Source organism: Acinetobacter sp. ANC 3929 (assembly GCF_000369405.1).
Taxonomy (GTDB): Bacteria; Pseudomonadota; Gammaproteobacteria; order Pseudomonadales; family Moraxellaceae; genus Acinetobacter.
Genome location: NZ_KB850000.1, coordinates 1012768 through 1035236, shown reverse-complemented (window position 1 = coordinate 1035236; position 22469 = coordinate 1012768). Strand labels below are relative to the sequence as shown.

General features: G+C 40.4%; 21 protein-coding genes. 13 read left to right on the top strand and 8 right to left on the bottom strand.

Translation table 11 applies throughout. The annotated features are described in order from the left end of the window. Window positions 1–14: 14 nt before the first annotated feature. On the bottom strand, window positions 15–1235 hold the full coding sequence (locus tag F909_RS03415; protein ID WP_005153620.1) for an MFS transporter: 1221 nt from the start codon (window positions 1233–1235) through the stop codon (window positions 15–17). Window positions 1236–1427: 192 nt separating this feature from the next. On the opposite strand from F909_RS03415, the gene F909_RS03420 reads away from it, so the two are divergent. Next, window positions 1428–2219, top strand: a complete 792-nt coding sequence (locus F909_RS03420) for a DUF4198 domain-containing protein (RefSeq protein ID WP_032878235.1) — start codon at window positions 1428–1430, stop codon at window positions 2217–2219. A gap of 53 nt (window positions 2220–2272) precedes the next feature. Here the strand turns inward: F909_RS03420 and F909_RS03425 are convergent, their stop codons facing one another. Then, window positions 2273–2968 carry an epoxyqueuosine reductase QueH gene (locus tag F909_RS03425; protein WP_005153617.1) on the bottom strand — a complete coding sequence of 232 codons (696 nt, stop codon included), beginning with the start codon at window positions 2966–2968 and terminating at the stop codon, window positions 2273–2275. A 405-nt stretch (window positions 2969–3373) separates the two neighbouring features. Between F909_RS03425 and F909_RS03430 the strand changes: the two genes are divergently transcribed. Beyond that, the gene (locus F909_RS03430) at window positions 3374–4294 is read left to right on the top strand and encodes a LysR family transcriptional regulator (protein WP_005153614.1); all 921 of its coding nucleotides are present in this window, start codon (window positions 3374–3376) and stop codon (window positions 4292–4294) included. Window positions 4295–4375: 81 nt separating this feature from the next. On the opposite strand, the gene F909_RS03435 is transcribed toward F909_RS03430, so the two are convergent. Next, window positions 4376–4831, bottom strand: a complete 456-nt coding sequence (locus F909_RS03435) for a DUF441 domain-containing protein (RefSeq protein ID WP_005153613.1) — start codon at window positions 4829–4831, stop codon at window positions 4376–4378. 168 nt (window positions 4832–4999) lie between these two features. Then, the gene (locus F909_RS03440) at window positions 5000–5854 is read right to left on the bottom strand and encodes an iron-containing redox enzyme family protein (protein ID WP_005153607.1); all 855 of its coding nucleotides are present in this window, start codon (window positions 5852–5854) and stop codon (window positions 5000–5002) included. A gap of 447 nt (window positions 5855–6301) precedes the next feature. Between F909_RS03440 and F909_RS03445 the strand changes: the two genes are divergently transcribed. Beyond that, window positions 6302–6862, top strand: coding sequence for a TetR/AcrR family transcriptional regulator (locus F909_RS03445; RefSeq protein ID WP_005153606.1), 561 nt, complete (start codon window positions 6302–6304; stop codon window positions 6860–6862). A gap of 134 nt (window positions 6863–6996) precedes the next feature. Here F909_RS03445 and F909_RS03450 read toward each other — a convergent pair whose 3' ends face one another. Further along, window positions 6997–7776, bottom strand: coding sequence for a ferredoxin--NADP reductase (locus F909_RS03450; RefSeq protein WP_005153604.1), 780 nt, complete (start codon window positions 7774–7776; stop codon window positions 6997–6999). A gap of 100 nt (window positions 7777–7876) precedes the next feature. Here F909_RS03450 and tsaA point away from each other — a divergent pair, with 100 nt between their 5' ends. From tsaA to F909_RS03475, 5 genes are all read left to right on the top strand, one after another. Next, entirely contained in the window at window positions 7877–8608 is a 732-nt protein-coding gene (tsaA, locus tag F909_RS03455; protein ID WP_032878131.1) for a tRNA (N6-threonylcarbamoyladenosine(37)-N6)-methyltransferase TrmO, read from the top strand. A gap of 47 nt (window positions 8609–8655) precedes the next feature. Next, on the top strand, window positions 8656–10434 hold the full coding sequence (locus F909_RS03460) for a type IV pilus assembly ATPase TfpB (RefSeq protein WP_005153600.1): 1779 nt from the start codon (window positions 8656–8658) through the stop codon (window positions 10432–10434). 87 nt (window positions 10435–10521) lie between these two features. After that, the gene (locus tag F909_RS03465; protein WP_005153596.1) at window positions 10522–10887 is read left to right on the top strand and encodes a NirD/YgiW/YdeI family stress tolerance protein; all 366 of its coding nucleotides are present in this window, start codon (window positions 10522–10524) and stop codon (window positions 10885–10887) included. 105 nt (window positions 10888–10992) lie between these two features. Then, the gene (locus F909_RS03470) at window positions 10993–11652 is read left to right on the top strand and encodes a response regulator transcription factor (protein WP_032878128.1); all 660 of its coding nucleotides are present in this window, start codon (window positions 10993–10995) and stop codon (window positions 11650–11652) included. A 4-nt stretch (window positions 11653–11656) separates the two neighbouring features. Beyond that, on the top strand, window positions 11657–12988 hold the full coding sequence (locus tag F909_RS03475) for a sensor histidine kinase (RefSeq protein WP_005153591.1): 1332 nt from the start codon (window positions 11657–11659) through the stop codon (window positions 12986–12988). A gap of 94 nt (window positions 12989–13082) precedes the next feature. Here F909_RS03475 and hemP read toward each other — a convergent pair whose 3' ends face one another. Continuing rightward, on the bottom strand, window positions 13083–13253 hold the full coding sequence (hemP, locus tag F909_RS03480) for a hemin uptake protein HemP (protein WP_004653932.1): 171 nt from the start codon (window positions 13251–13253) through the stop codon (window positions 13083–13085). A gap of 177 nt (window positions 13254–13430) precedes the next feature. Between hemP and F909_RS03485 the strand changes: the two genes are divergently transcribed. Further along, window positions 13431–14342: a thiamine phosphate synthase gene (locus tag F909_RS03485; protein WP_005153589.1), complete on the top strand. Its 912-nt coding sequence runs from the start codon at window positions 13431–13433 to the stop codon at window positions 14340–14342. A gap of 2 nt (window positions 14343–14344) precedes the next feature. Here the strand turns inward: F909_RS03485 and F909_RS03490 are convergent, their stop codons facing one another. Both F909_RS03490 and mrcB read right to left on the bottom strand, forming a co-directional pair. Next, window positions 14345–14893 carry a hypothetical protein gene (locus tag F909_RS03490; protein WP_005153588.1) on the bottom strand — a complete coding sequence of 183 codons (549 nt, stop codon included), beginning with the start codon at window positions 14891–14893 and terminating at the stop codon, window positions 14345–14347. Window positions 14894–14914: 21 nt separating this feature from the next. Further along, window positions 14915–17323, bottom strand: coding sequence for a penicillin-binding protein 1B (gene mrcB / locus F909_RS03495; protein ID WP_005153586.1), 2409 nt, complete (start codon window positions 17321–17323; stop codon window positions 14915–14917). A gap of 234 nt (window positions 17324–17557) precedes the next feature. Between mrcB and F909_RS03500 the strand changes: the two genes are divergently transcribed. From F909_RS03500 to F909_RS03515, 4 genes are all read left to right on the top strand, one after another. Beyond that, the gene (locus F909_RS03500; RefSeq protein WP_032863147.1) at window positions 17558–18466 is read left to right on the top strand and encodes an NAD(+) kinase; all 909 of its coding nucleotides are present in this window, start codon (window positions 17558–17560) and stop codon (window positions 18464–18466) included. Then, window positions 18463–18735, top strand: a complete 273-nt coding sequence (locus F909_RS03505) for a YeaC family protein (protein WP_005153583.1) — start codon at window positions 18463–18465, stop codon at window positions 18733–18735. The genes F909_RS03500 and F909_RS03505 overlap by 4 nt, the downstream gene beginning before the upstream one ends. A gap of 215 nt (window positions 18736–18950) precedes the next feature. Continuing rightward, a complete protein-coding gene (locus tag F909_RS03510) occupies window positions 18951–21716 on the top strand; it encodes a type VI secretion system Vgr family protein (RefSeq protein ID WP_005153582.1) in 2766 nt (921 codons plus the stop codon). After that, complete coding sequence (locus F909_RS03515; RefSeq protein WP_005153581.1) at window positions 21703–22401, top strand: hypothetical protein; 699 nt, start codon at window positions 21703–21705, stop codon at window positions 22399–22401. Before F909_RS03510 ends, F909_RS03515 begins: the two co-directional genes overlap by 14 nt. Window positions 22402–22469 lie beyond the last annotated feature (68 nt).

Genomic DNA, 22469 nt, shown 5'->3' with positions numbered 1-22469 from the left:
TTTATGATTTACCTTTAGGACACGGCAGATTCATTTTTTTGTGAATATTTGGCATAAGCCAGCGCAATTAATAAAATAGCCAAACCACCTAAACTCAGGACAAAACCAACCCAGATCGGTGCTAACCAGCCCATATTATGACTAAGTACCCATCCGCCCAAGAACGCGCCAAGTGCATTGGCCAGATTAAATGCCGAATGATTGAGAGAAGCTGCCAGAGTTTGTGCATCGCCAGCAATATCCATGAGATGTGTTTGTAATGCACCCCCTAAACCAATCACGGTAAAGCCAATCAGGAATAGAGCTGCGATCGCTGTATAAAGATTGGACATCATAAAACTGGCTGCGACAAAGGCGAGCGCAGAGCTGATTAGAATCCCGATAATGGTTTTAAACAGATTCTTATCAGCCAGCCAGCCGGCCACCAAGCCACCAATTACCATACCCACACCCCAAATCGCGAGGGCCACAGGCACCACTCGAATATCGGCATGGGTATATTCGGTCAGAATCGGTGACACATAGCTATACACCGAGAACATGCCACCAAAACCGATTGCGCCAACCGCAAGTGTCAGCCACATATTGATATTTTTTAGACCTGCCAATTCAGCTTTGATACTGGCACTCTTTTGCAAAGGGATATTCGGAACAAATAAGCTAACACCAATCAGGGTAATAAACGCAATTACCGCAGAAAATTCAAATCCTGCTTTCCAGCCGAACTGTTGGCCAAGCCATGTGGCAATGGGTACACCAATGACATTGGCAATAGTCAAGCCCATCATGACTTGTGCAATCGCGGTAGCACGACGTTGTTTTCCTGCCAGTTCAGCAGCAACCAGCGCTGCTACCCCAAAGTAAGCACCATGCGGAAAACCTGCAATAAAACGCGAAACTAGCATGGTTTCTGGTGTGGTGGCAAAAGCTGTGGCTGCGTTGGCTAAGCCATAAAAAAGCATCAGGCTCAGCAATAGCGTCTTACGCGGAACTTTTGCGCCGAGGATGGCAATAATTGGTGCACCGACCATGACCCCAAGCGCATAAGCACTGATGAAATAACCTGCATGAGGTACACTGACATTTAAGTCCGTGGCGATTTCCTGAATCAGACCCATAGCCACAAATTCAGTTGTTCCAATACAGAAACTACCGATAGCCAATGAAAAAATAACCAGAAATAAGGAATAGTTGTGTGGGGGAGATGAATGCAAGGGAGAGCTTGGCGAAGACATAATATCTCGAGTCTAAAAATACCGCCGTATTATATTCGAGTCGCTTTTAGAAAAGTGAAACAGGACACAATTTTTATCTCATTCTCTGTCGGATATTCGGTTAAAAAAGATAATGTATAATGATAATTATTTTCATTTGTGGACTATAATAAAGAACATACATATTTAGATGAAAACTTTCAGGGTGGAAAAGTGAAAAAATTATTAATCAGTTCATTGCTACTTGTTTCGAGCTATAGCGCTGCACATGAACCTTATGTTGCACCCATTGCTTATACAACTGAGCAAACGCAAGTGGCGATTATTTCTGGTTATGCAGAAGAAGCATTAAATAGCGAATATGCGTTGAAAGATGCAAATTTTGAGCTTACTGCGCCGAATAAGACCAAAACCACCATTCAAGCTGATTCCAAACTTGGTTCAGCGACAGTATTTGATTTGAAATTGCAAGAAGCGGGCACTTATCTGATCCAGACCAAAGCATCTTATCCATTGAAATATGTACAAGATCAAAAAGAATGGAAAATGTTTTTTGATATGTCCGCAGATAAAGCACCTGCCAAAGCTGAGCGTGATTTTGTGATTCCAGCAGATCTAAAAACTAAAAAAATTACACCAGTCGAAATCACGCGCGAATGGACTTTATTGACTTATGTGAGTAAAGCAAAACATACACCCGTTCAAGCGAGTACAGCACCAATTCAGGTTGAGTTTTTAACGCATCCAAACGAGCTGAAGGCCAATCAGGCAGTAAAAATTAAAGTTTCGAAAGCCAATAAAGCCTTAGCAAATGCCGACGTAGTGATTCGTGCTAAAGGAGCGACTGATAAGCAAGGAATCACCTTAAAAACGGCGGCAGATGGCAGTGCTGAACTGTTATTTCCAAAAACTGCTGAGTATTTGATTGAAGTCAGTGAAACGGTGGATGTGAAACAAAAGCCGAGCAATCAGTTCTATAGCATTATCAGTGTTTCTGTAAATTAAGATCTGAAAAGGCTAATTCTACTAGAATTAGCCTTTTTATTTCGACTTCATTTTTATTGATTGGACTCATCATCCATCGCATTGCTATAAAATTTTACACCTAGTTGAATTCGGTCACGGCCATTACTCATACGCCAGCGATTAGTGTCTCTGAGTGAATAGACGCAACCACAATATTCTTGTTGATAAAACTCTTCACGTTTACTGATTTCCAGCATACGTACGGCACCACCGTGTTTACGCCAGTTATAGTCCCAATATTGAATATCTGGATAATGTGCAGCTGCACGTAGGCCACAGTCATTGATTTGCTGCATATTCTTCCACCGAGAAATCCCCAACGAACTGCTGATCAAGCTAAAACCGTGTTCATAGGCATAAAGCGCTGTTCTTTCAAAACGCATGTCAAAGCACATGGTGCAACGAATCCCTTTCTCAGGTTCATTCTCCATGCCTTTGGCACGTGCAAACCAATTATCAGTATCGTAGTCGCAGTCGATAAAAGGAATATTATGTTTCTCGGCAAAACGGATATTTTCTTCTTTGCGAATCAGATATTCTTTGACTGGATGAATATTGGGATTATAGAAAAAGATTGAATAGTCAATGCCAGATTCAATCAAGGTTTCCATGACTTCACCAGAACATGGCGCACAGCATGAATGCAGCAATAGCTTATCGTGTCCTTCAGGCAGGCTGAGTTTTTGGCGTTCAAGCGTCTTTTGACTTTGATGGGTCATCGTAGGCATGGTCTGCAATAGGTAATCATATATTGTAAAAGTTTTAAAAGCCTAGAGCGGTTGAATTAAATGAAATGTTCTCAGTTCATGCTGAAAATTTTTTAATAATGATGACTTCCAAATTCAGAAAAGTTTTACTTTTCTATCCCTTTCTTGGCTCAAATGGTGTTTTCGATCCATAGCAGAATGTTCTCATTGGCTAAAATGAGTAAATTTCATGTGATATAAAAATAATGAAAGAAAATTAATAGTGAGACAATCTAATTAATTTAATGCTAAGATGAATTAAATTCAACAAAACTCCTCTCTAGCCTTTTATCAAGGATGGGCAACCCAGTATCAAAATCTGATTATGGGGTGGTAAATCTCTCTTAAAAAGGGGGATTTAGAGGGTTTAATCGCAAGGCCATTGCTATGTTAGAACTTCGTCATTTAAAAACTTTAATTGCTTTAAGAGAGCACGGTTCATTGGTATCTGCCGCAACAGATTTATGTCTTACGCCATCTGCAATTTCACATCAATTAAAAGAACTTGATCATTGGTATGGGGTCGAAGTTGTAAATCGTCGTAGTCGTCCAGTCAGTTTTTCCAATGTCGGTGAACGCCTACTTAAATTGGCAGATGATGTGTTACCGCAAGTTCAGATCGCGCAAACCGATATTACACGCATCGTACATGGGCAAACAGGACGCATAATTTTCTCATCTGAATGTCATAGCTGTTTTGACTGGTTGATGCCATTGTTAAATCAATATCGCCTACAATATCCCGATGTAGATCTGGATTTCGCAGCAGGTTTTGAATCCAATCCACATGAACTTTTGCAAAATGCGGAATTTGATTTATTGATTACGGCTGACCCCATTGCATTAAAAGGGATTGAATACTTCCCAATCTTTGAATATGAATCGCGTTTAGTGTTATCGAATACGCACCCTTTGGCCCGCGCTGAACATGTTTCGGTGCAAGATTTAGCTGAAGAAACCTTGATTACGTATCCTGTTGATAAACATCGCCTAGATATCATGGCGCATTTGTTTATTCCTGAAAATATTCAACCTAAACATATTCGTACCACTGATCTCACCCAAATGTTAATTCAATTGGTCGCCAGTGGGCGTGGTATTGCGGCTTTACCTGATTGGGTGGTCAATGAGTATGAACAAAAAGGTTGGGTGGTGAGTCGCCGTTTAGTCTGTGTTTCACCACAAGGTTTAAGACGTACCCTATACGCAGGCTATCGAACCGAAGATAAGGAAAAAAATTATTTTGAAGGGTTTATTAAGCAACTTGAAAAGTTTTCTAAGATGCGAACGGTTTATTATGAGCAATAACAAATTGTTAAAGCTTAAAAGGTAGGGGAAATGAACTTCTACCTTTCGGCAATAAGATGGCGTACTGCAAGCATGCAATATTTAAGACTTGCCAATCAGTAAGGATAAGATTCCTGCAGCAATGAGTGGCCCTACTGGGACGCCACGTAACAGCGCAACACCTGCCACGGTGCCAATCAATAATCCTGCAACTACATCAGGTTGGTTACTCATCAGCTTCACACCGCGTCCACCCAGCCAGGCGACCAATAAGCCCACAGCAATTGCAGCGAGGGATTTGATACTGATGAATGATTTTAGAATGCTTTCACCGCTGATTTTACCACTCGCAATCGGTGCAAGTACGCCAATGGTTAAAATAATAATGCCGATATTCAAACCATGATTTTGAATATAAGGGAAAAATTGATTTAAAGGCGTGAGCTTTACCAAGATCAGGCAAGCTGCCGCCACAGTCACCGCTGTATTTTGACTAAAGACACCACAGCCTAATAAAACAAGAAGAACCAATAAGTTGACATCAAATTGTGAAAACATGCGCTGGATATTTGCGGGAAAGAAAGTTGAATTATAACGTAAATTGCCAGCTGACTTTGACTAAATTAAGCACTGAACAGTTAGAGTGTAGAGCTTCTTTTTTTCTCAATCCATAAAAAAGCCATCTTTCAACAGAAACGTTGAAGATGGCTCCTTGTGGTAGGGAAATTAAGCCAGTTTTTTGAATGTTCCATAATATGCAATTTGTTCATCCCAGAATTGTTCCCACAAATCACAATATTCAAGACAAATTTGGCGAATAGATGCATATTCAGATTCGACACAGGCTTGAGCTAATACGAACCATAAATCGTCTTCATGATCATCATCGGCAGCTTCAGCAGATGCATCATGTGACACGCCATGCACATAGTAATAACCACTGTCTACATCAAAACCGACAGCCTTGGTTGCTTGACGCAATGCAGGGCTAAATAAAATCACCTCTTCTTCTGCGACTGCTAGCAGGGCAGAAACAGCTTGATAGCTGTGAAATGAGTTCTCCAGATAATTGCGAACACGTTGAGAAATTAATGAAGGTTGATAGTCATTCCGTTCCGATTGACTCAATTCAAAGTCATTTAACACATCTTCAAACAGCGGGTAATGTGCATATTCAGGATTGCCAGAATAGTATTCTTCTTCATCAAGGCCAGGACGGAATCCGAACTCATCCAAAATATTAAGATTAAGTAAAAAGCGCGGGAACATTTTTGAACCAGAAAGTAAGCGTGGTTCTAACTGTTTGGTTTGAAATTGTGCCATCAACAATGCATCGGTAAATACCTGTACGATGGCATGACGATATTCTAAGTGAATATGTTTCAAAGTTTCTTTGTCAATTACGCCGTCATTTAAAAGTTGAATAGCTGGATGGCGTGAAACAGGATGATTTGAAATCTCTGTACGTAATTGATTCAGAAAGTTCAGGTTCTTGTTCCATAGCTCAACAGAAATACTATTCTTCATTCCTTCAATAGCATTCTGTCTTGGGTTGTTAAAGTTTTCAAATTTTTTTGGCATAGTTTTATACTCGATGGATTAATAATATTATTGCTTTTCCAATTATTTAGTTAGATTTTTTTGGTTGCTTATGAATATAACTATTGGTTCAACCAAACATCTTTTTATTGGATGATTTAAATATAAAATGATTTTTTTGTGAAATCAATTTATTAAGAAGACTAAAAAATAGTAAGAAAGTTTATTAATTAACTTAACTGTTGAAAAAAGGTGAATTGATTCACGCTATATTTTTTTATTTTAAAAATAGAAAGATTTTTTTACAAATGATCTTGTGTATAGACAGATTTTTACATACCCTATAAGAGGGACAGTAAAGAAAATACGACTTTTCGATAATGCTCTTAAAATAACATAAACATACATAGTGACCAGAACTTTCCAGCATGTAAACTATGTCTAAATAATGCATTAAGTTTTTTGATAGAATTCTAAAAGGATAATAAAATGTCAAAAAAAGAAGATATTATTGCAACGGCTCTAGACCTTTTTAACCGCCATAACTACAGCTCTGTAGGTGTGGACCGAATTATTAGTGAGTCAGGTGTTGCGAAGATGACTTTCTATAAATACTTTCCTTCCAAAGAGAACCTGATTGAAGAGTGCCTATCTAGAAGGAATAAAAGTATTCAAGAGGCAATTGAACATGAAGTTAATTTGAAGCAAGAAGATGATTATTTGGGGAAAATTAAGGCCGTCTATTTTTGGCACTTAGGCTGGTTTAACTCAGATGATTTTCATGGTTGCATGTTTCAAAAAGCTTCTTTAGAAATATTACAACAATATCCATCTATTATTAAGCCAATCGTAGAGTATCGCGAATGGTTAATGGGACTGGTTGAAGCATTATTTGAAAAAGCTAAGGTATATCAACCACACGTTCTTACAGCAATGTATATTAATATATTAGATGGTATGACTGCTTATGCAAAAGTAAATAAGGATCATGCTCAAATAGAAGAGTGTTGGTATTATATTGAGCGATTAATTCATTTGGAAGCGGCTTAAGAGATATTATATTTAGTTTTATTAAATAGTATTTTTACTAAAATTAATATAAATAAAATCTTAAAGCTAATTTAAAAAGTATTCAAATAAAAAAACCGAGGATAAAACCTCGGTTTTTTATTATTTATTCAGTGTTATTTTTCAACAAATGCGCGTTCGATGACATAATCACCCATAACGCCCATACGTGGTGATTCTACTAAGCCATGTTCATCAAGCAATGCAGCAACGTCTTTTAAGAAAGCAGGGCTACCACACAGCATCGCACGGTCAGTTTCACGGTTGAAACGCGGTAAACCAATTTTTTCAAAGAGTTCGCCAGTTTCAATTGCAGTTGTTACGCGACCTTGGGTGTGGAATGGCTCACGTGTAACAGTTGGGTAGTAAACCAGTTTGTCTTTGATACCTAACTCTTCAAAGAACTCATGATTTGGAAGCTCATTTAAGATCAAATCTTGGTAAGCAAGTTCAGATACATAACGTGTACCGTGAACCATGATCACTTTCTCAAATTTTTCGTAAGTTTCTGGGTCACGAAGAAGTGAAAGGAACGGGGCAAGGCCAGTACCAGAAGATAAAAGGTATAAATTTTTACCTGGTAATAAGTCGTCGTGTACTAAAGTGCCTGTAGGCTTTTTAGAAATCAGGATTTCGTCGCCCACTTGTACTTTTTGTAAAATAGAAGTTAATGGACCGTCTTGTACTTTAATAGAGAAGAATTCGAGTTCTTCTTCATAATTCGCACTCGCGATCGAATAAGCACGCATTAAAGGCTTACCATTCACTTCAAGGCCGATCATCACAAACTGACCATTTTTAAAACGTAAGCTGGTGTCGCGTGTCGTTTTAAAACTGAAAAGCGTGTCATTCCAGTGGTGAACATGAGTAATGCGTTCAACGTTAAAAGCAGCCATTAAAGGTCTCGATCACAGTTAAAAGAAACAGATAGCTATTCTAATCTAAAATCATTCTCGATAAACTGAATATATTTAATTGTGTTTATAAGAAAAAGTGATGAGCAACTCTGTAGTCATGCCGATCATCGGTCATATGCATTCACCTTATCGTGAGAAGTTTGGTATTCCGCGACAGCCAAATCTCGTTCAAGTCGAGTCATTCATAGAGATGACAGAACCCTATAATGATATTTCTGCATTTGAGGGTATCGAAGATTTTAGCCATTTGTGGTTGCTTTGGCAGTTTCATGAAAATAAAAATCAAGATAACTCTTTGAATCAAATGTCTAAATTTCGTCCACAAGTGCGTCCGCCACGCTTGGGTGGGAATCAAAAAATAGGTGTTTTTGCAACGCGAAGCATGTATCGACCATCTCCAATTGGGTTGTCTGTGGTTCGTTTTCTACGGGTTGAGAAACATGGAAAATCTATTCGTTTGTATGTGACCGGCAGCGATTTATTGCATGGCACACCGATTTTAGACATCAAACCGTATATTCAATATTCGGATGCGATTGCGGATTCACAGAGTGGTTATGCACATGAACAACCCATTCGCAAAATAGTACGTTGGACAGAAACTGCACAGTCACAGCAGCAACAGCTATTAAAGCAAATGATTTTGGGCAAAAAGATATTCGATGAACTGGAACAAGTGTTATCTTTAGATCCAAGACCTGCATATCAACAGGATGCTGAACGGGTCTATGGAATGTGTTTTGCAGAATTGAATATTCGTTTTACAGTGGATGATCGGAACGTCACTGTGGTGGCTGTAGAACAAAGCTAAAACTTTAAAAAATATAATTGAGTTTAAAATTTGGGGAACTGACGGTCATGCAAGCGCAGGCAAAATTTACAAATTTTTCTTTTACCATTGATGTGACGTGGTGCTTAGAGCAACTACTGAAAGATGGTCGTATTACTGAACGAGATAAATTACTCGTTCAAACCACGCATCGTCAAAAAGAACAATTGAAATGGCATCCTTTGCAATGGATTGCCAATTTTAATTTAAAAGATCAACTCAATGCCAGCTCAACATTGACGCTTAACCGTTTGTGTCAGTGGCTGGCTGAAAAAGCAGAAATGCCGCTGTTTGTGATTGACCCACTCAAAGCGGATGTAGCTGCGCTTACCAGTGTCATGTCACAAGAATTTGCGGTGCGCAACCACATTTTAGCGGTCGATGTACACCCTGATCGAATTTTGATTGGTACCGATCAGCCCTTTACGACAGAATGGCTGAATAACCTAGAGCGTAGCTTAGCGCCGAAGAAGATCGAAAAAGTTCTGTTAAATCCAGAACAATTGCAACGTTATCTTGTTGAATATTACCAAGTCAGCCGTGCGGTCAGCTCGTCGCAGAATGCGAGTGTTTATGACCGTGAAAACAAGGGTGTCGAAGCTTTATTGCAGTTGGGTGATGCGCAAAATCCTGATGCCAATGATCAGCATATTGTCAAACTGGTGGATTGGGTACTGCAATTTGCTTTCGAGCAAGGTGCTAGCGATATTCACTTGGAACCGCGTAAAGATAAAGGCAAGGTGCGTTTCCGTATTGATGGTGTCTTGCATACCATCTATAACATGCCCGCAAATACACTTACCGCCGTGATTTCACGTATTAAGATTCTTGGTCGTATGAATGTGGCAGAAAAACGCAAGCCTCAAGATGGCCGTTTAAAAACGCGGACACCGAAAGGTCAGGAAACTGAACTCCGTCTTTCGACGTTGCCGACTGCATTTGGTGAAAAACTGGTGATGCGTATCTTTGATCCAGAAGTGTTGGTACGTAGTTTCCAGCAACTCGGTTTTGAAGGGCATTTGTTACAGAGCTGGCAGCAGATGACGCAGCACAGTCACGGTATTATCTTGGTTACAGGTCCAACGGGTTCAGGTAAAACCACCACGCTGTATTCATCTTTAAAACAATTGGCAACAGAACAAGTCAATGTTTGTACCATTGAAGACCCGATTGAGATGTTAGAGCCAAGCTTTAACCAAATGCAGGTCAATCCAAATATTGAATTAGGTTTTGCTGATGGCGTACGTGCGCTAATGCGTCAAGACCCCGATATTATTATGGTGGGGGAGATTCGTGACCATGATACTGCGAATATGGCGATTCAAGCGGCATTAACGGGACATTTAGTGCTTTCAACACTTCACACCAATGATGCACCATCGAGCTTAACGCGTTTACATGATTTGGGTATACAGCCATTCCTTACAGCAGCAACCATTCTCGGTGTTTTGGCGCAACGTTTGGTGCGTAGACTTTGCCCACATTGCAAACAAGAAACACACATGAATGAACATGAGTGGGAGCATTTGACCTTTGACTATATGATGGATATGCCAACCACCATGTACAAAGCAGTTGGTTGTGAAGCCTGCCGTCATACTGGCTACAAAGGTCGTGTCGGTATTTATGAGTTTATGCCTGTCAGTTTAGAGTCAAAGTCATTAATCAGCGCACATGGCACATTGAATGATTTAAGAGCACAAGCCAAGAAAGAAGGGATTGAACCATTGCGTATTGCAGGCGCCCGTAAAGTGATCGAAGGTGTGACCACATTAGAGGAAGTATTACGTGTGGTTCCTTTGAGTTAAACAGAAAATTTTAATCTTCAGATTCACCTCATCTTCATTTGTTTTAATGACTACATCGAAATGATGAACCATGATGAGGATATAAAGATGAACGTATTTTCTAAAGTTGCAGTGATTGCTGGTTTGGTTGGTGCAACAACATTTGCCGTCGCGAATACAGGTGCTGTCAATCAACAAGCTTTGGCTCCGACACAAACAACGACGGTGAAACAAGCATTAAGCTTGAAAGATGATACGCCAGTACAATTAAAAGGCTATATCGTAAAAGCAACAGGTGATGAGAAATATCAGTTTAGCGATCAAACAGGCAGCATCACGGTCGATATTGATGATGACTTATGGATGGGCAAACCAGTCTCAGCAAAAACACCTGTGACGATTATTGGTGAAGTTGATATCGACTATAAACCAGCAAAGCGTGTTGAAGTTGATGTAAACCAAGTTAAATTCTAAGCTGTATGACTTAAAAAAACCACATGATCAATCATGTGGTTTTTTTGCTTGCTGAGCAATTTAAGGGCATGATAAATCTGGGTGAGCAGATGGATGTATGATTTTATGCGAATTTTATTGGCTGAAGATGATGCATCTCAGGCAGAAAGTATCAAAGACTGGCTCGAGATGGATGGCTATAGCGTTGATTGGGTGGAGCGCGGTGATCATGCAATTCTAGCTGTCGAACAGCATCAATATGATTGTATCTTACTTGATCGTGGATTGCCGCAAGCTTCTGGAGATGAGATTTTGAAGAGCATTCGTCGTCAGAACTCGAAAACTCCCGTGATTTTTATTACTGCTAAAGATCATATTCATGACCGAGTTGAAGGTTTAGATCTTGGTGCTAATGATTATTTGGTCAAGCCATTTAATTTAGAGGAATTGTCGGCACGGGTTCGTTCACAGTTACGTCAGCATCAGGCTCAAGCGGGTCAGTATCTCAGTTTTCTGGATTTACAACTGGACCCACAGGCAAAAACATTAAGCAAGGCGGGACAAATCATTAACCTGACTGCAAAAGAGTTTCAAATTTTATATAAATTGATGCAAAAGCCAGATCATATTCTGACACGGGAGCAACTCGAAGAGTCTTTGTATGCATGGGGCGATGAAATCGAAAGTAATGCCATTGAAGTGTTTATTTATCAAATTCGGAAGAAAATTGGCGGGCAATATATTAAAACCATTCGTGGTTTAGGCTACCGCATGCATCAGGAATAACAGAATGAAAGTGGTGTCATTGCAAACTAAGTTGGTGAAAACCTCTTTGATCAGTTCAATTGTCGCTGGTTGTGTGGCATTACTTTTATTCGCCGTGATTTCAGTGTATCAAACCATGCAAGTGCAAGATGAAATCATGGATGAGATTTCAGACATGTTGCTGATTACGGATTTGACTACAACATCAGGGCAGCAGATTGATGAATTAAGTGAACAGTTTGATATTCAATATCGCTTGAGCAATCAGCGGCAGACGTTAACTCAGTCAGAAGATTTCCATCTTGATCCGCAGTATTACACTTTGATTAACGCAACACAGGGTGACTTTGGCCTGATTTGGCAGAAAGGTCAACTATGGCGGAGCTATGCAGGTGAAGGTGAGCATGCACCTATGCAGGTGTTGATTTTACAGCCGTTAGGCGAACGTTTTAAAGACTTGCTGAATAGTTTTGCGGGTTATGCACTGATTTTAATCTTGGTGTGGCTGATGCAATGGATCATGTTACATTTTTTGATTAAACGCCAATTTAAAGTCATTCATCAATTATCCACTGAAATTTCTGCAAAGAATGCTGATGATCTATCACCGATTCAAACGGGAGAGGTTGAGCTAAAGGAATTACAACCGATGCTGGGTCAATTAAATCGATTATTAAATCGACTAGATCATGCGTTGCTGGCTGAGCAGCGCTTTACTGCAGATGCATCACATGAGTTACGCTCGCCATTGTCCGCAATCCAGATGCGTTTACAATTGTTGCAGCGTAAATATCCAGAACGTGCGGTCGATTTTTCACAAATGCAGCAAGACGTGAGTCGTGGAATTCAAACTTTAGAAAATCTGTTGCTGTTGGCACGATTGGATCCTGAGCATTCAGACAATCTTCCCAAAACTAAGTTTGCATTGCAATTGGTGGTCGATGAGGCAGCCCAAGCATTGGGTTTATTTGCACATGAGAAGGCAATTCAACTCCAGCAAACGTCTAGTCTGCCTGACAGTACGATTTTAGCGAATCAACAGCTGATCTTTACCTGCATACGCAATATTTTAGACAATGCAATTCGATATACACCAGAAAATGGAACGGTCTATATTGCATTAAATCAGCGATCTCATGAGCGAGAATTGAGTATTGAAAATGATGGGAATGGTCTCAATACAGAAATTTTAGAGCGGCTGGGCGAACGTTTCTATCGTGTTTTGGGAACTAAGACACAAGGTTCAGGCTTAGGACTCTCGATTTGTAAAAAAATCATTGAATTGCATCATGGCGAAATTAGGTTTGCACAGTCTGAACATGGAGGGCTACAGGTTAAAATAAGCTTCAAAATATGAGCGTATTTTTTATTCAATAAGTAAACTAAAAAAGCAGTATGCGCTGACATACTGCTATTCCCACGTTTTTTATTGTTGTCCGATTATTATTATATTACTTCGTTAAAATGAGGCGGTTATTGCGAGTTAATCGTAAACGATATTCCTCACCAGCATGCATGATGCGGATTTCGCGACCTAAGGCAAACAGGTTGTTTGAATGCAACATTGGCAATGATTGAGCTGCATCTGTACTACGAGTGAAAAGGCTGAATGGTGCGTTCATTTGTTATGCTCCGTGGTGTGTTTTTTAATGGTTTAAATGATAATCATTATCGAATAGACCTGTCAACGGAAATTTTAAGAATTTACAAAACCATTCATTAATTTCGTTTTTTAACATGGGAATGCGGTGACATTTTCCTTAAAATGACTATGGAAAAATGAAGGAATTTAGACTGTTATGTCAAAAGCTACAGTTGATGTTGCGATCGCAATTTTATTACATAAAGCAAAAGTTTTGGTCGGTTGGAGACAGGCAAACCAACACCAAGGCAACAAACATGAATTTCCAGGTGGCAAAGTTGAACAAGGTGAAACACCTGAACAGGCTTGTCGTCGGGAAATTTATGAGGAAGTTGGGATTGGCTTAAAAGATTGGCATGCTTTTGATGTGATTCGACATGAATATGAAGACATCATTGTCAATTTACACTTATTCCATGCTTATGTTCCCGATGAACTGCTTGATCTTATTCATCAGCCTTGGGCTTGGTATAGCCGTGATCAGTTAATCGGTTTAAATTTCCCAAAAGCGAATGCAGCAATTCTGGAACGTTTAAATTGGCCGCATCTGATTAAGATTAGCGATCAGATCGATACTTTACCTCAGCAACAGGCACTATTTTATTGGCGTATACAAACTGATGATCTTGAGAAGGTTGAGCAGCAACTTGGTCGTTTAAATGATGAGCACTTGCAAAAATTGATTGTCAATATCGATCTCTGGCAGAAACTCAATGCAGCGCTGCAAAACAAAATACAGACGATCCATTTAAAGCAATCACAGCTGATGAATCTAAGTAAGGGTGGCTTGATTGTCGGCAAGCGTTTTATCGCCGCATGTCATGACGCCGTTTCTTTGCAACATGCTCAGCAGGTTGGCTGTGATGCGGCATTTCTCAGCCCAGTATCTGCGACAGAAACACACCCAGATAGTAAAGTGCTGGGATGGGATCGTTTTCAGGAATTGGCACAGAACAGTGATATTCCAGTATTTGCTTTAGGTGGGGTTGCACCTGCGGATGTAGAACAAGCCCAAAAACATCATGCTTATGGGCTTGCTGGGATTCGCCAATTTGGTTCAATTGACTAAGCTTAAAGGGCCTGAATCGCTCTTCGTGCTTCTTGGGCCTTAATCGTATGTCCTCGCGCTTCGCTTGCTTTAAGAATAATCATCCAGAGTTGCTTCTTCATGGCATTGCTTTGCGCATAACTTAAGCCTCGACGTGCCAGCGCTTCAGCATTGGCATATTCTTTGCGCTGATCTGCGATCATTGCTAAATATAAATAAGTTTCTGTGGCTTGTGGTGCAATACGTTGTGCTTGAAGTGCATAACGTTCTGCTTCTGCAAGTTGCTGTTGTTTATAAGCCACTTGAGTTTTTTGCATTAAGGTTTTAAATGCAGGTAACTGGCTGCCATCATTAAACTTTTGCTGAACCTTTTGTTGTGGTACAACCACTGGAACGCTCTGACGCTTAATTTCTTTTTGGTCATAAGGTGTAATTTTCACACCAGAAGAAGGTTGGGTTACCTTCTTTTTTGGCGGAACGTTAGTGGTGGGTTTTGTCACCACTTTTTCGGGTGCTGCTGTACAACCTGCAAGCAGCAACACACCAAGCATTACCGTGATTTTTTTCATCATGTCCAATCATCCTTATTAAACTTAATTCTCACCGCTGTAACTGCCGCTAGAGATAACGCGCGTTGGGGTGTGATTGGATAAATCTGTATCCATTTGATTTTCACTTTCGCGAATATAGTTGCCGATACCATCATTATGATCATCAGCAGGTGTTTCATCGGATTGAGGAATGTACGTCGGCTCAACTTCATAGTGAGATTGACCACACAGTGTGGCACGACGAGGTACTGTCTGACGTAGGAGTGGAATATACATTGCACCATCACAGCCTTGAGCAGACAAGTCACCACTTGCACTATCAATCCATTGCCATTGAACATTATCAGTTTGACGTAAATTGACAGGTTCTTGGCGGAGTTGCTTCATCACATTGGTCCACACAGGCAATGCACCTGACGAACCTGTTAAGCCTGTTACTTTATTGTCATCTAGGCCCAACCACACCACAGCAACATGATTACCCGAATAACCTGCAAACCATGAGTCTCTGGTGTCATTCGTCGTGCCTGATTTACCTGCTAAATTTAGTGATTCAGGTAAGCTGTTATAAGCAGAGCGACCCGTACCAGAACGCATCACTTGCTGTAAACCATAATTAATAATGTATGCAGCAGCAGGGTCAATGGTTTGTTGGACATTCAAGCCATAACGCTCAAGTAAATGTCCTTTTGCATCGACCACGGTACGAATCGAACGCGGTGGATATTTAAAGCCACCCGTCGCAAAGTTACCGTAAATGCTCAATACTTCCATTGGTGACATATTTACAGCACCAAGGTAAATCGCTGGGTAGGCAGGAATATCTGAACTCACGCCAAACTGTTTGAGTTTATTGCTAAATGCAGATAAACCAAACTCATTAGCCAAGCGTACAGTAGAAAGGTTATACGAGTTGGCTAATGCTTGTTGCATTGGCACGACACCATGTTCGCCACCACTATAGTTCTTCGGTGTCCAGCTCTTGTCACCATCAATCGGAATATTGACGGCACTGTCTTCAATTGGGCTTGCCCATGTATAGCGCCCAGACTCGATTGCATTTAAGTAGATGATTGGTTTTAACAGTGAACCGACTTGACGTTTTGCGTCTAAGGCACGGTTGAAGCCAGTAAAGTCTTGAGTTGAGCCCACAGCTGCAACCAGTTCGCCATTTTCAGGATGAGCAACTAATACTGCACCTTGTAAATTTTTCAGACGGGCAGGGTTCGCTTTGGCTAAACGATCAACAGTACTCTTAAACGCATTCTGCACTTGTGTTTGTGCAATTGGATCAAGTGTGGTGAAAATTCTTAGACCTTGATTGGTAATGTCACTTTCTTGATATTCGGTACGTAGTTGACGACGTACGATATCCAAAAAATCTGGGAATTTTGCAGGGCCCAAGGTTGGTTTACTGACCACATTTAAAGGACGGGCAATTTCATCTTGATATTCAGCTTCGGTTAAATAGCCCATGACTTTCATGTTATTTAACACAACATCACGACGCTTTTTCGCAGATTCTGGATTACGCCAAGGGTTATACAGTGATGGACCTTGCACTAAACCGACGAGAAAGGCTTGCTGTGAGATATTCAGCTCACGTAAAGGCAAGCCAAAATAAAATTGTGATGCTAGACCATAGCCATTGATCGAGTAGCTACCATTTTGGCCTAAGTTCACTTCATTTAGATAAGCTTCAAGAATTTCATCTTTGCTGTAATGCAATTCAATTAGCACCGACATCAGTGCTTCATTGACCTTACGTTTCAAGGTTTTTTCAGGTGAAAGATAGAAGTTTTTCACTAACTGCTGCGTTAAAGTCGAACCACCTTGACGACGGCCACCAGTGGCATTACTGACCAAAGCGCGCGCTGTACCACGAATTGAAATACCATGATGGTGATAGAAGTTACGATCTTCTGTTGAAATCAATGCTTCAATTAGCGTTTTTGGTACTTTATTTAATTTAATCAGAACGCGGTCTTCATTGTGTTGTGGATAAATACCGCCAATCAATAAAGGTTCTAAGCGTGCGACCCCTGTGCTCGAAGGCTTGGTGGAACGGATTTCGCTTACCTGACCATCAGCAAAAGCAAGTTCCAGCACTTGCTCGGGTTCATTACTATCACCATAGTCAAAACCACGGGTATGGACGTACATCTGGTTGCCTTGTACAACATAGCTACCAGATTTGTCGTAATTCGCTGTATTTTTATAACCCAGTAATTTTAACTCTTGGGTGAAATTCTCTTGAGTAATCGGTGCACTAGAATAGATTTCTAATGGGCGAGCAAACACCTTGGCAGGGATGTCCCAACGCTGACCTTCAAATTTGTCACGAATAATATTATCCAAGCGAATCAGATAGATACTAAAAGCAACAAAGACACCTATCACTAACATTGAGAAAATGAGTGCTAGAAAACCAATACCACGTTCAAACTTCATAGATTTGCGTTAAAACCAAAACAATGTTGGTAATGATGCGATAGCTTATTGTCATTTTGCAATCATAAAACTGTGAATAAATAGCAACATGCAATAAAAACTTTAAGAATGCGTTGACATTAAACGTATAAAAAAACAACGGATAGACATTTTTATACTTTTTAATCAATCATCAACGCAACATTGGTTGTTAATGATATGATAGTCAGTAATCGCGACGGAGCTGAATTATTCGTGCAAATTTCACATAAATCCTTTCGAAATATTGGTCTAATTGGACGACCAGATAAGTATTCTGTAGTAGAAACGTTATGTTTAATTCATGATCATTTGATCACTTTAGGTTTAAACCCCGTTTTTGATCAGGAAACAGCCAAACTGGTCCCGTATGGTCATGGGCAGACGGTGAGCCGAAATTTATTGGGTGAAGTTGTCGATTTAGTGATAGTGGTTGGCGGTGATGGTTCATTGCTCCACGCTGCACGTGCTTTGGTACGACATAATACGCCCGTGATTGGTATTAACCGTGGCCGACTAGGTTTTTTAACGGATATTAAACCTGCCGAAGCTATTTTTAAACTTGATCAGGTGCTACAAGGTCAATTCCAACTGGATCGCCGTTTCTTATTGGAAATGGAAGTTCGAACCAATGGTGAAACGATTTATGATGCGATTGCATTGAATGATGTGGTTTTACACTCAGGTAAATCGGTTCATATGATCGATTTTGAGTTGAATATTGATGGGCAATACGTTTATCGTCAGCATAGCGATGGTTTAATTGTTTCTACACCCACTGGCTCAACTGCGTATTCTTTGTCGGGTGGTGGGCCAATCCTGCATCCGAGTATGGATGCTATTGCACTGGTTCCGATGCATCCGCACACGTTATCATCACGGCCAATCGTGGTGGGTGGGCAAAGTGAGATTAAGATTACCATCCGTGAAAATCGTGTTTTGCCCATGGTCAGTGCTGATGGACAACATAGTGTTGCATTAAATGTCGGTGATACTGTGCATATTCGCAAACATCCGTTTAAACTAAGCTTATTACATCCACCTGGCTATGATTTTTATATGGCTTGCCGTACTAAACTGGGTTGGAATCAAGATTTTGAATCTTTTCAACAGGATGACTCATGAATATTGAACAAATGCTCGCTATTTTAAATCCTGAAATTGTTGAGCGTCTTCGGACAGCCGTTGAAATTGGCAAATGGCCAAATGGTATTGTTTTAACCAAAGAGCAACGTGAAATTTGCATGCAAGCCGTTTATGCGTGGGAAATGGAAAATTTGCCGAAAGAACAGCGTAGTGGTTATATCGATCGTGCTACCAAAGAAGAAGGTGAGGAATGTGATGATGATCATCACAAACACGAGCCTGAATTTAAGCCGATTCGGTTTGTTTAAAATGGATTGAAATATTTAAAATGCTCTCAATTTTGAGGGCATTTTTATTGAGCGGCTGATTGAAGGCAGTGGCCTGAAATGGTCGTAATCAAAATAAATTAAGTGAAGCTGTAATAAAAATAAGACAAAAAACGTCACTAATGGACAGAATAGTCTGGTCACAGCATCGTTTTTTTGAGTAAAATAAACAAAAGTTAATGAAATGTTCTATAAAAATGTTGAGTAATATTTTTCAGGCTTTGGAAAGTTTAGGCCTTACAGCACAAAAACGTGCCATTCATATTCAATTTTCGAATCAAAATTTAAATACCCAAGTTTTTCTGCAACGCATTGATGGACAGCATCAACTCAATGCAGGCTTTAAAGCAGAATTAATTTGCTTGTCGACTAATGCGACTATTCCCTTAAAACAATTTATTGGCAGTCAAGCTGCAATTGATACCGTCACTGATCAAGGTCAATTGACCCGTGTTACGGGGATCATCACCCAAGCCCTACAAGGGCAATCGGATGGGAGTTTAACTTTATATAAGCTCACGCTCGAAGATCCAACTGCACTGTGGAAACAACGCCGTAACAGCCGCGTGTTTATGAACAAGAGCGTGCGTGATGTGGTGGAAATCATCTTCAAAGAATGGCAGAGCAAAAGTCCTTTATTTGCATCCAGTCTCACTTTAGATTTAAGCGGACTCAGCCAAGATTACGATGTCCGTCCCTTTATCATGCAGTCCAATGAAAGTGACTATGACTTCCTGACTCGATTAATGCGCAGCGAAGGCATCAACTGGCTGATTGATGAAGCAGCGCACACAGTTCCACTCAGCAGTGCAGCCATCCAAGCACAAAAACTACGGCTGATTGATGACAATAGCCAGTACCAAGCCTTAGACCGTCGACAGATTCGCTATCACCGCAGCAGTGCCACTGAACAATACGACAGCATGACCAGCTTGATCGGACAACGCACACTACAGCCGAGCAGCGTGCATGTACAACGCTGGCAAGCCGATGCACTGGAACAGGAAGAAGGTGCAGGCAGTGTCCAAAGTACGCATCAACATAGCGAACAACATGACAATGCCAGTCTAGGCTTAGAGCAGGCATGGCACTTTTCACCCGCTTGGATGCAAGACCTAAATGGAGAAGATGGGGCAACTCAGTCAGGCAATGCCCAGATTGAAAAGCTCAATCAAAGCCTAGGACAATACTACGACCTACAATCGAAACAGTTTATTGCCCATACCACAGTACGAGATACCCATGTCGGTTACTGGTTTGAACTGGCAGAACATCCTGAAATCGATCAACACAGTGGGGCAGACAAAGAATTCCTGATCACAGGCAAAAACTTTTACAACCAAAACAATTTGCCTAAAGACCTCAATCAGCAGATTAATCAACTGTTGGCACAAAGTAATTGGCAGCCCACCCAATACAGCAACGCAGAAGAGCGCCAAGCCAATCAACTGACACTGCAACGCCGCAATATCAAAATCGTACCTGAATTTAATCCGTTACAACACCGACCTACGGCATACCCACAACGCGCTAAAGTGGTTGGACCCAGTGGTGAAGAAATCCATGTGGATGAATGGGGGCGGATTAAAGTTCGTTTCCTGTTTACCCGCAATGATGACCATAGTCATGATGGTGGTGCAGGTAGCAATGACAATGACACTGACTCCGCTTGGGTGGATGTACTCACGCCTTGGGCAGGTGAAGGCTATGGTGCACGCTTCCTGCCGCGTATCGATGAAATCGTGGTGATTGACTTCTTTGATGGCAACATTGATCGCCCATTTGTGGTGGGACGCATCCATGAAGCACACCGCAGCCCGACCAAATTCGACAACTCAGGCAAGTTACCTGATACCAAGAAACTGGCAGGGATCAAGTCCAAGGAATATCAAGGCGAAGGCTTTAACCAACTACGCTTTGATGACACCACTGGAAAGATCAGCGCCCAGTTGCAAAGTAGCCATGCAGCCAGCCAACTCAATCTCGGAAAACTGAGCCACCCCAAAGACAAAGCGGAAAGTGAAGACCGTGGTGAAGGGTTTGAACTACGCACTGACCAATGGGGCGCAGTCCGTGCAGGCGAGGGATTACTGCTTTCCACGCACAAACAATATCAGGCCCAAGGCGAACACCTTGATGCCCAAGTTGCCAAGCAACAGCTTGAAGGTAATCAGAGCAATGCCAAAGCCTTAAGTGAAGTGGCTAAGAATCAGCAAACAGATGAGATTGAATCGCTGGATCAACTCAAAGATTTTGCGGAGCAGATTCAAGCAAAAATCGCCCAGTTTAAAAAATCACTGTTATTACTTAATTCACCCGCAGGCATTGGTCTAAGTACCAATGAAGATATTCATCTCTCTGCTGATGGGCAGATCAATCAGTTTGCAGGCGACAGTATCAATCTAAGTACACAGAAAAATCTAATTACGCATGCGCAAAACCGAATCAGCCTGTTTGCCGCGCAAAATGGCATTAAGCAAGTCGCGGCAAAGGGTAAGTTTGAGGCACTGGCTCAAGGGGATGGAATGGATTTACTTGCCAAACAAGGGATCCAGATTATTTCGACTGAAGATCGTATTGAGATCACCAGTCCGAAAGAGATTGTGATTACCGCGGGCGATTCTCAAATCAAGCTGAATGCTTCAGGTATTTTCCCAACGACGGGTGGTAAGTTTGAAGTGAAGGCAGGGCAGCATTTGTTTATGGGGGGAAGTAAATTAGCTATACCGAAATATTCACTGCCTAAAATAGGTGAAATCAATCAATATAGTTTGAAATATCAAATGTTGGATGATAAAGGCAATCCGTTGACAAATAAAAAATATATTGCTTTTTTAGATTCTGGAAGAACTGCTGAGGGTGTAACTGATTCCAAGGGTTTTACCCATGAAATAAGAACTATACAAAAAGAAGATATATCAATTCATGTTTTTTTGGATAAGGAGTTAGATGTTGAGCAATAATATAAGAGAGTATGTTCCATATGTGAAGTTAAAGACTGAAGTGGATATCACTAAATTAAGCTATACTTTATCTATATTTGATACTGTAAATCAAAAATATAAAAATTCTGATTATAATGTTAAGTATCTTTTTAAAAAATCTGGTTCTAATTTTAGGACTGCAATGATAACTTTGAAGAATAATCGTTCAAGAGTTGAAGTTTTGAAGGATTATGTTTTAATTTTTAATCTTTATAGGTCCGATAATAGTGGGAATTGGCATCATGTAATAAAAAATTATTACGTGAATAATATGATTGAAGAGTTTGAAAAAAGTGTTGTAGAAAATGTTAAGTTAGATATTATTAAATACTCAGAAAAAAATGATGCAACTAAGGTTGTGCAGCCTAAAAATCCAAATACTGTGGTAGTCAATATTTCTACAACCCCAATATTTGTTTCCGTAGAGCATCCACCAGGTTCTAAAAAGGACCCTTTTACAAAAGAAGCAGTGGAAGCAAGTCTATTTAGCCGTTTAAAGGAACCTTATCCTGATCAAAGATTTACTTATTTATGTGGCCCAGCTGCTTTTTTTTATTGCGTATTAAATAGTAATAAAGAAATTTATAAAAAAATTGTTAAAGCTTTATGGGAAAAGGGAGAGGTTTTAATTGGAAGGGGCTTTGTTGCACAAACCTATCTGTAAAGGGTTTTTCAGCGATATAATTTTCAAATGAAGAAGCCTGCACACAAAATCTACCGCACAACCAATTG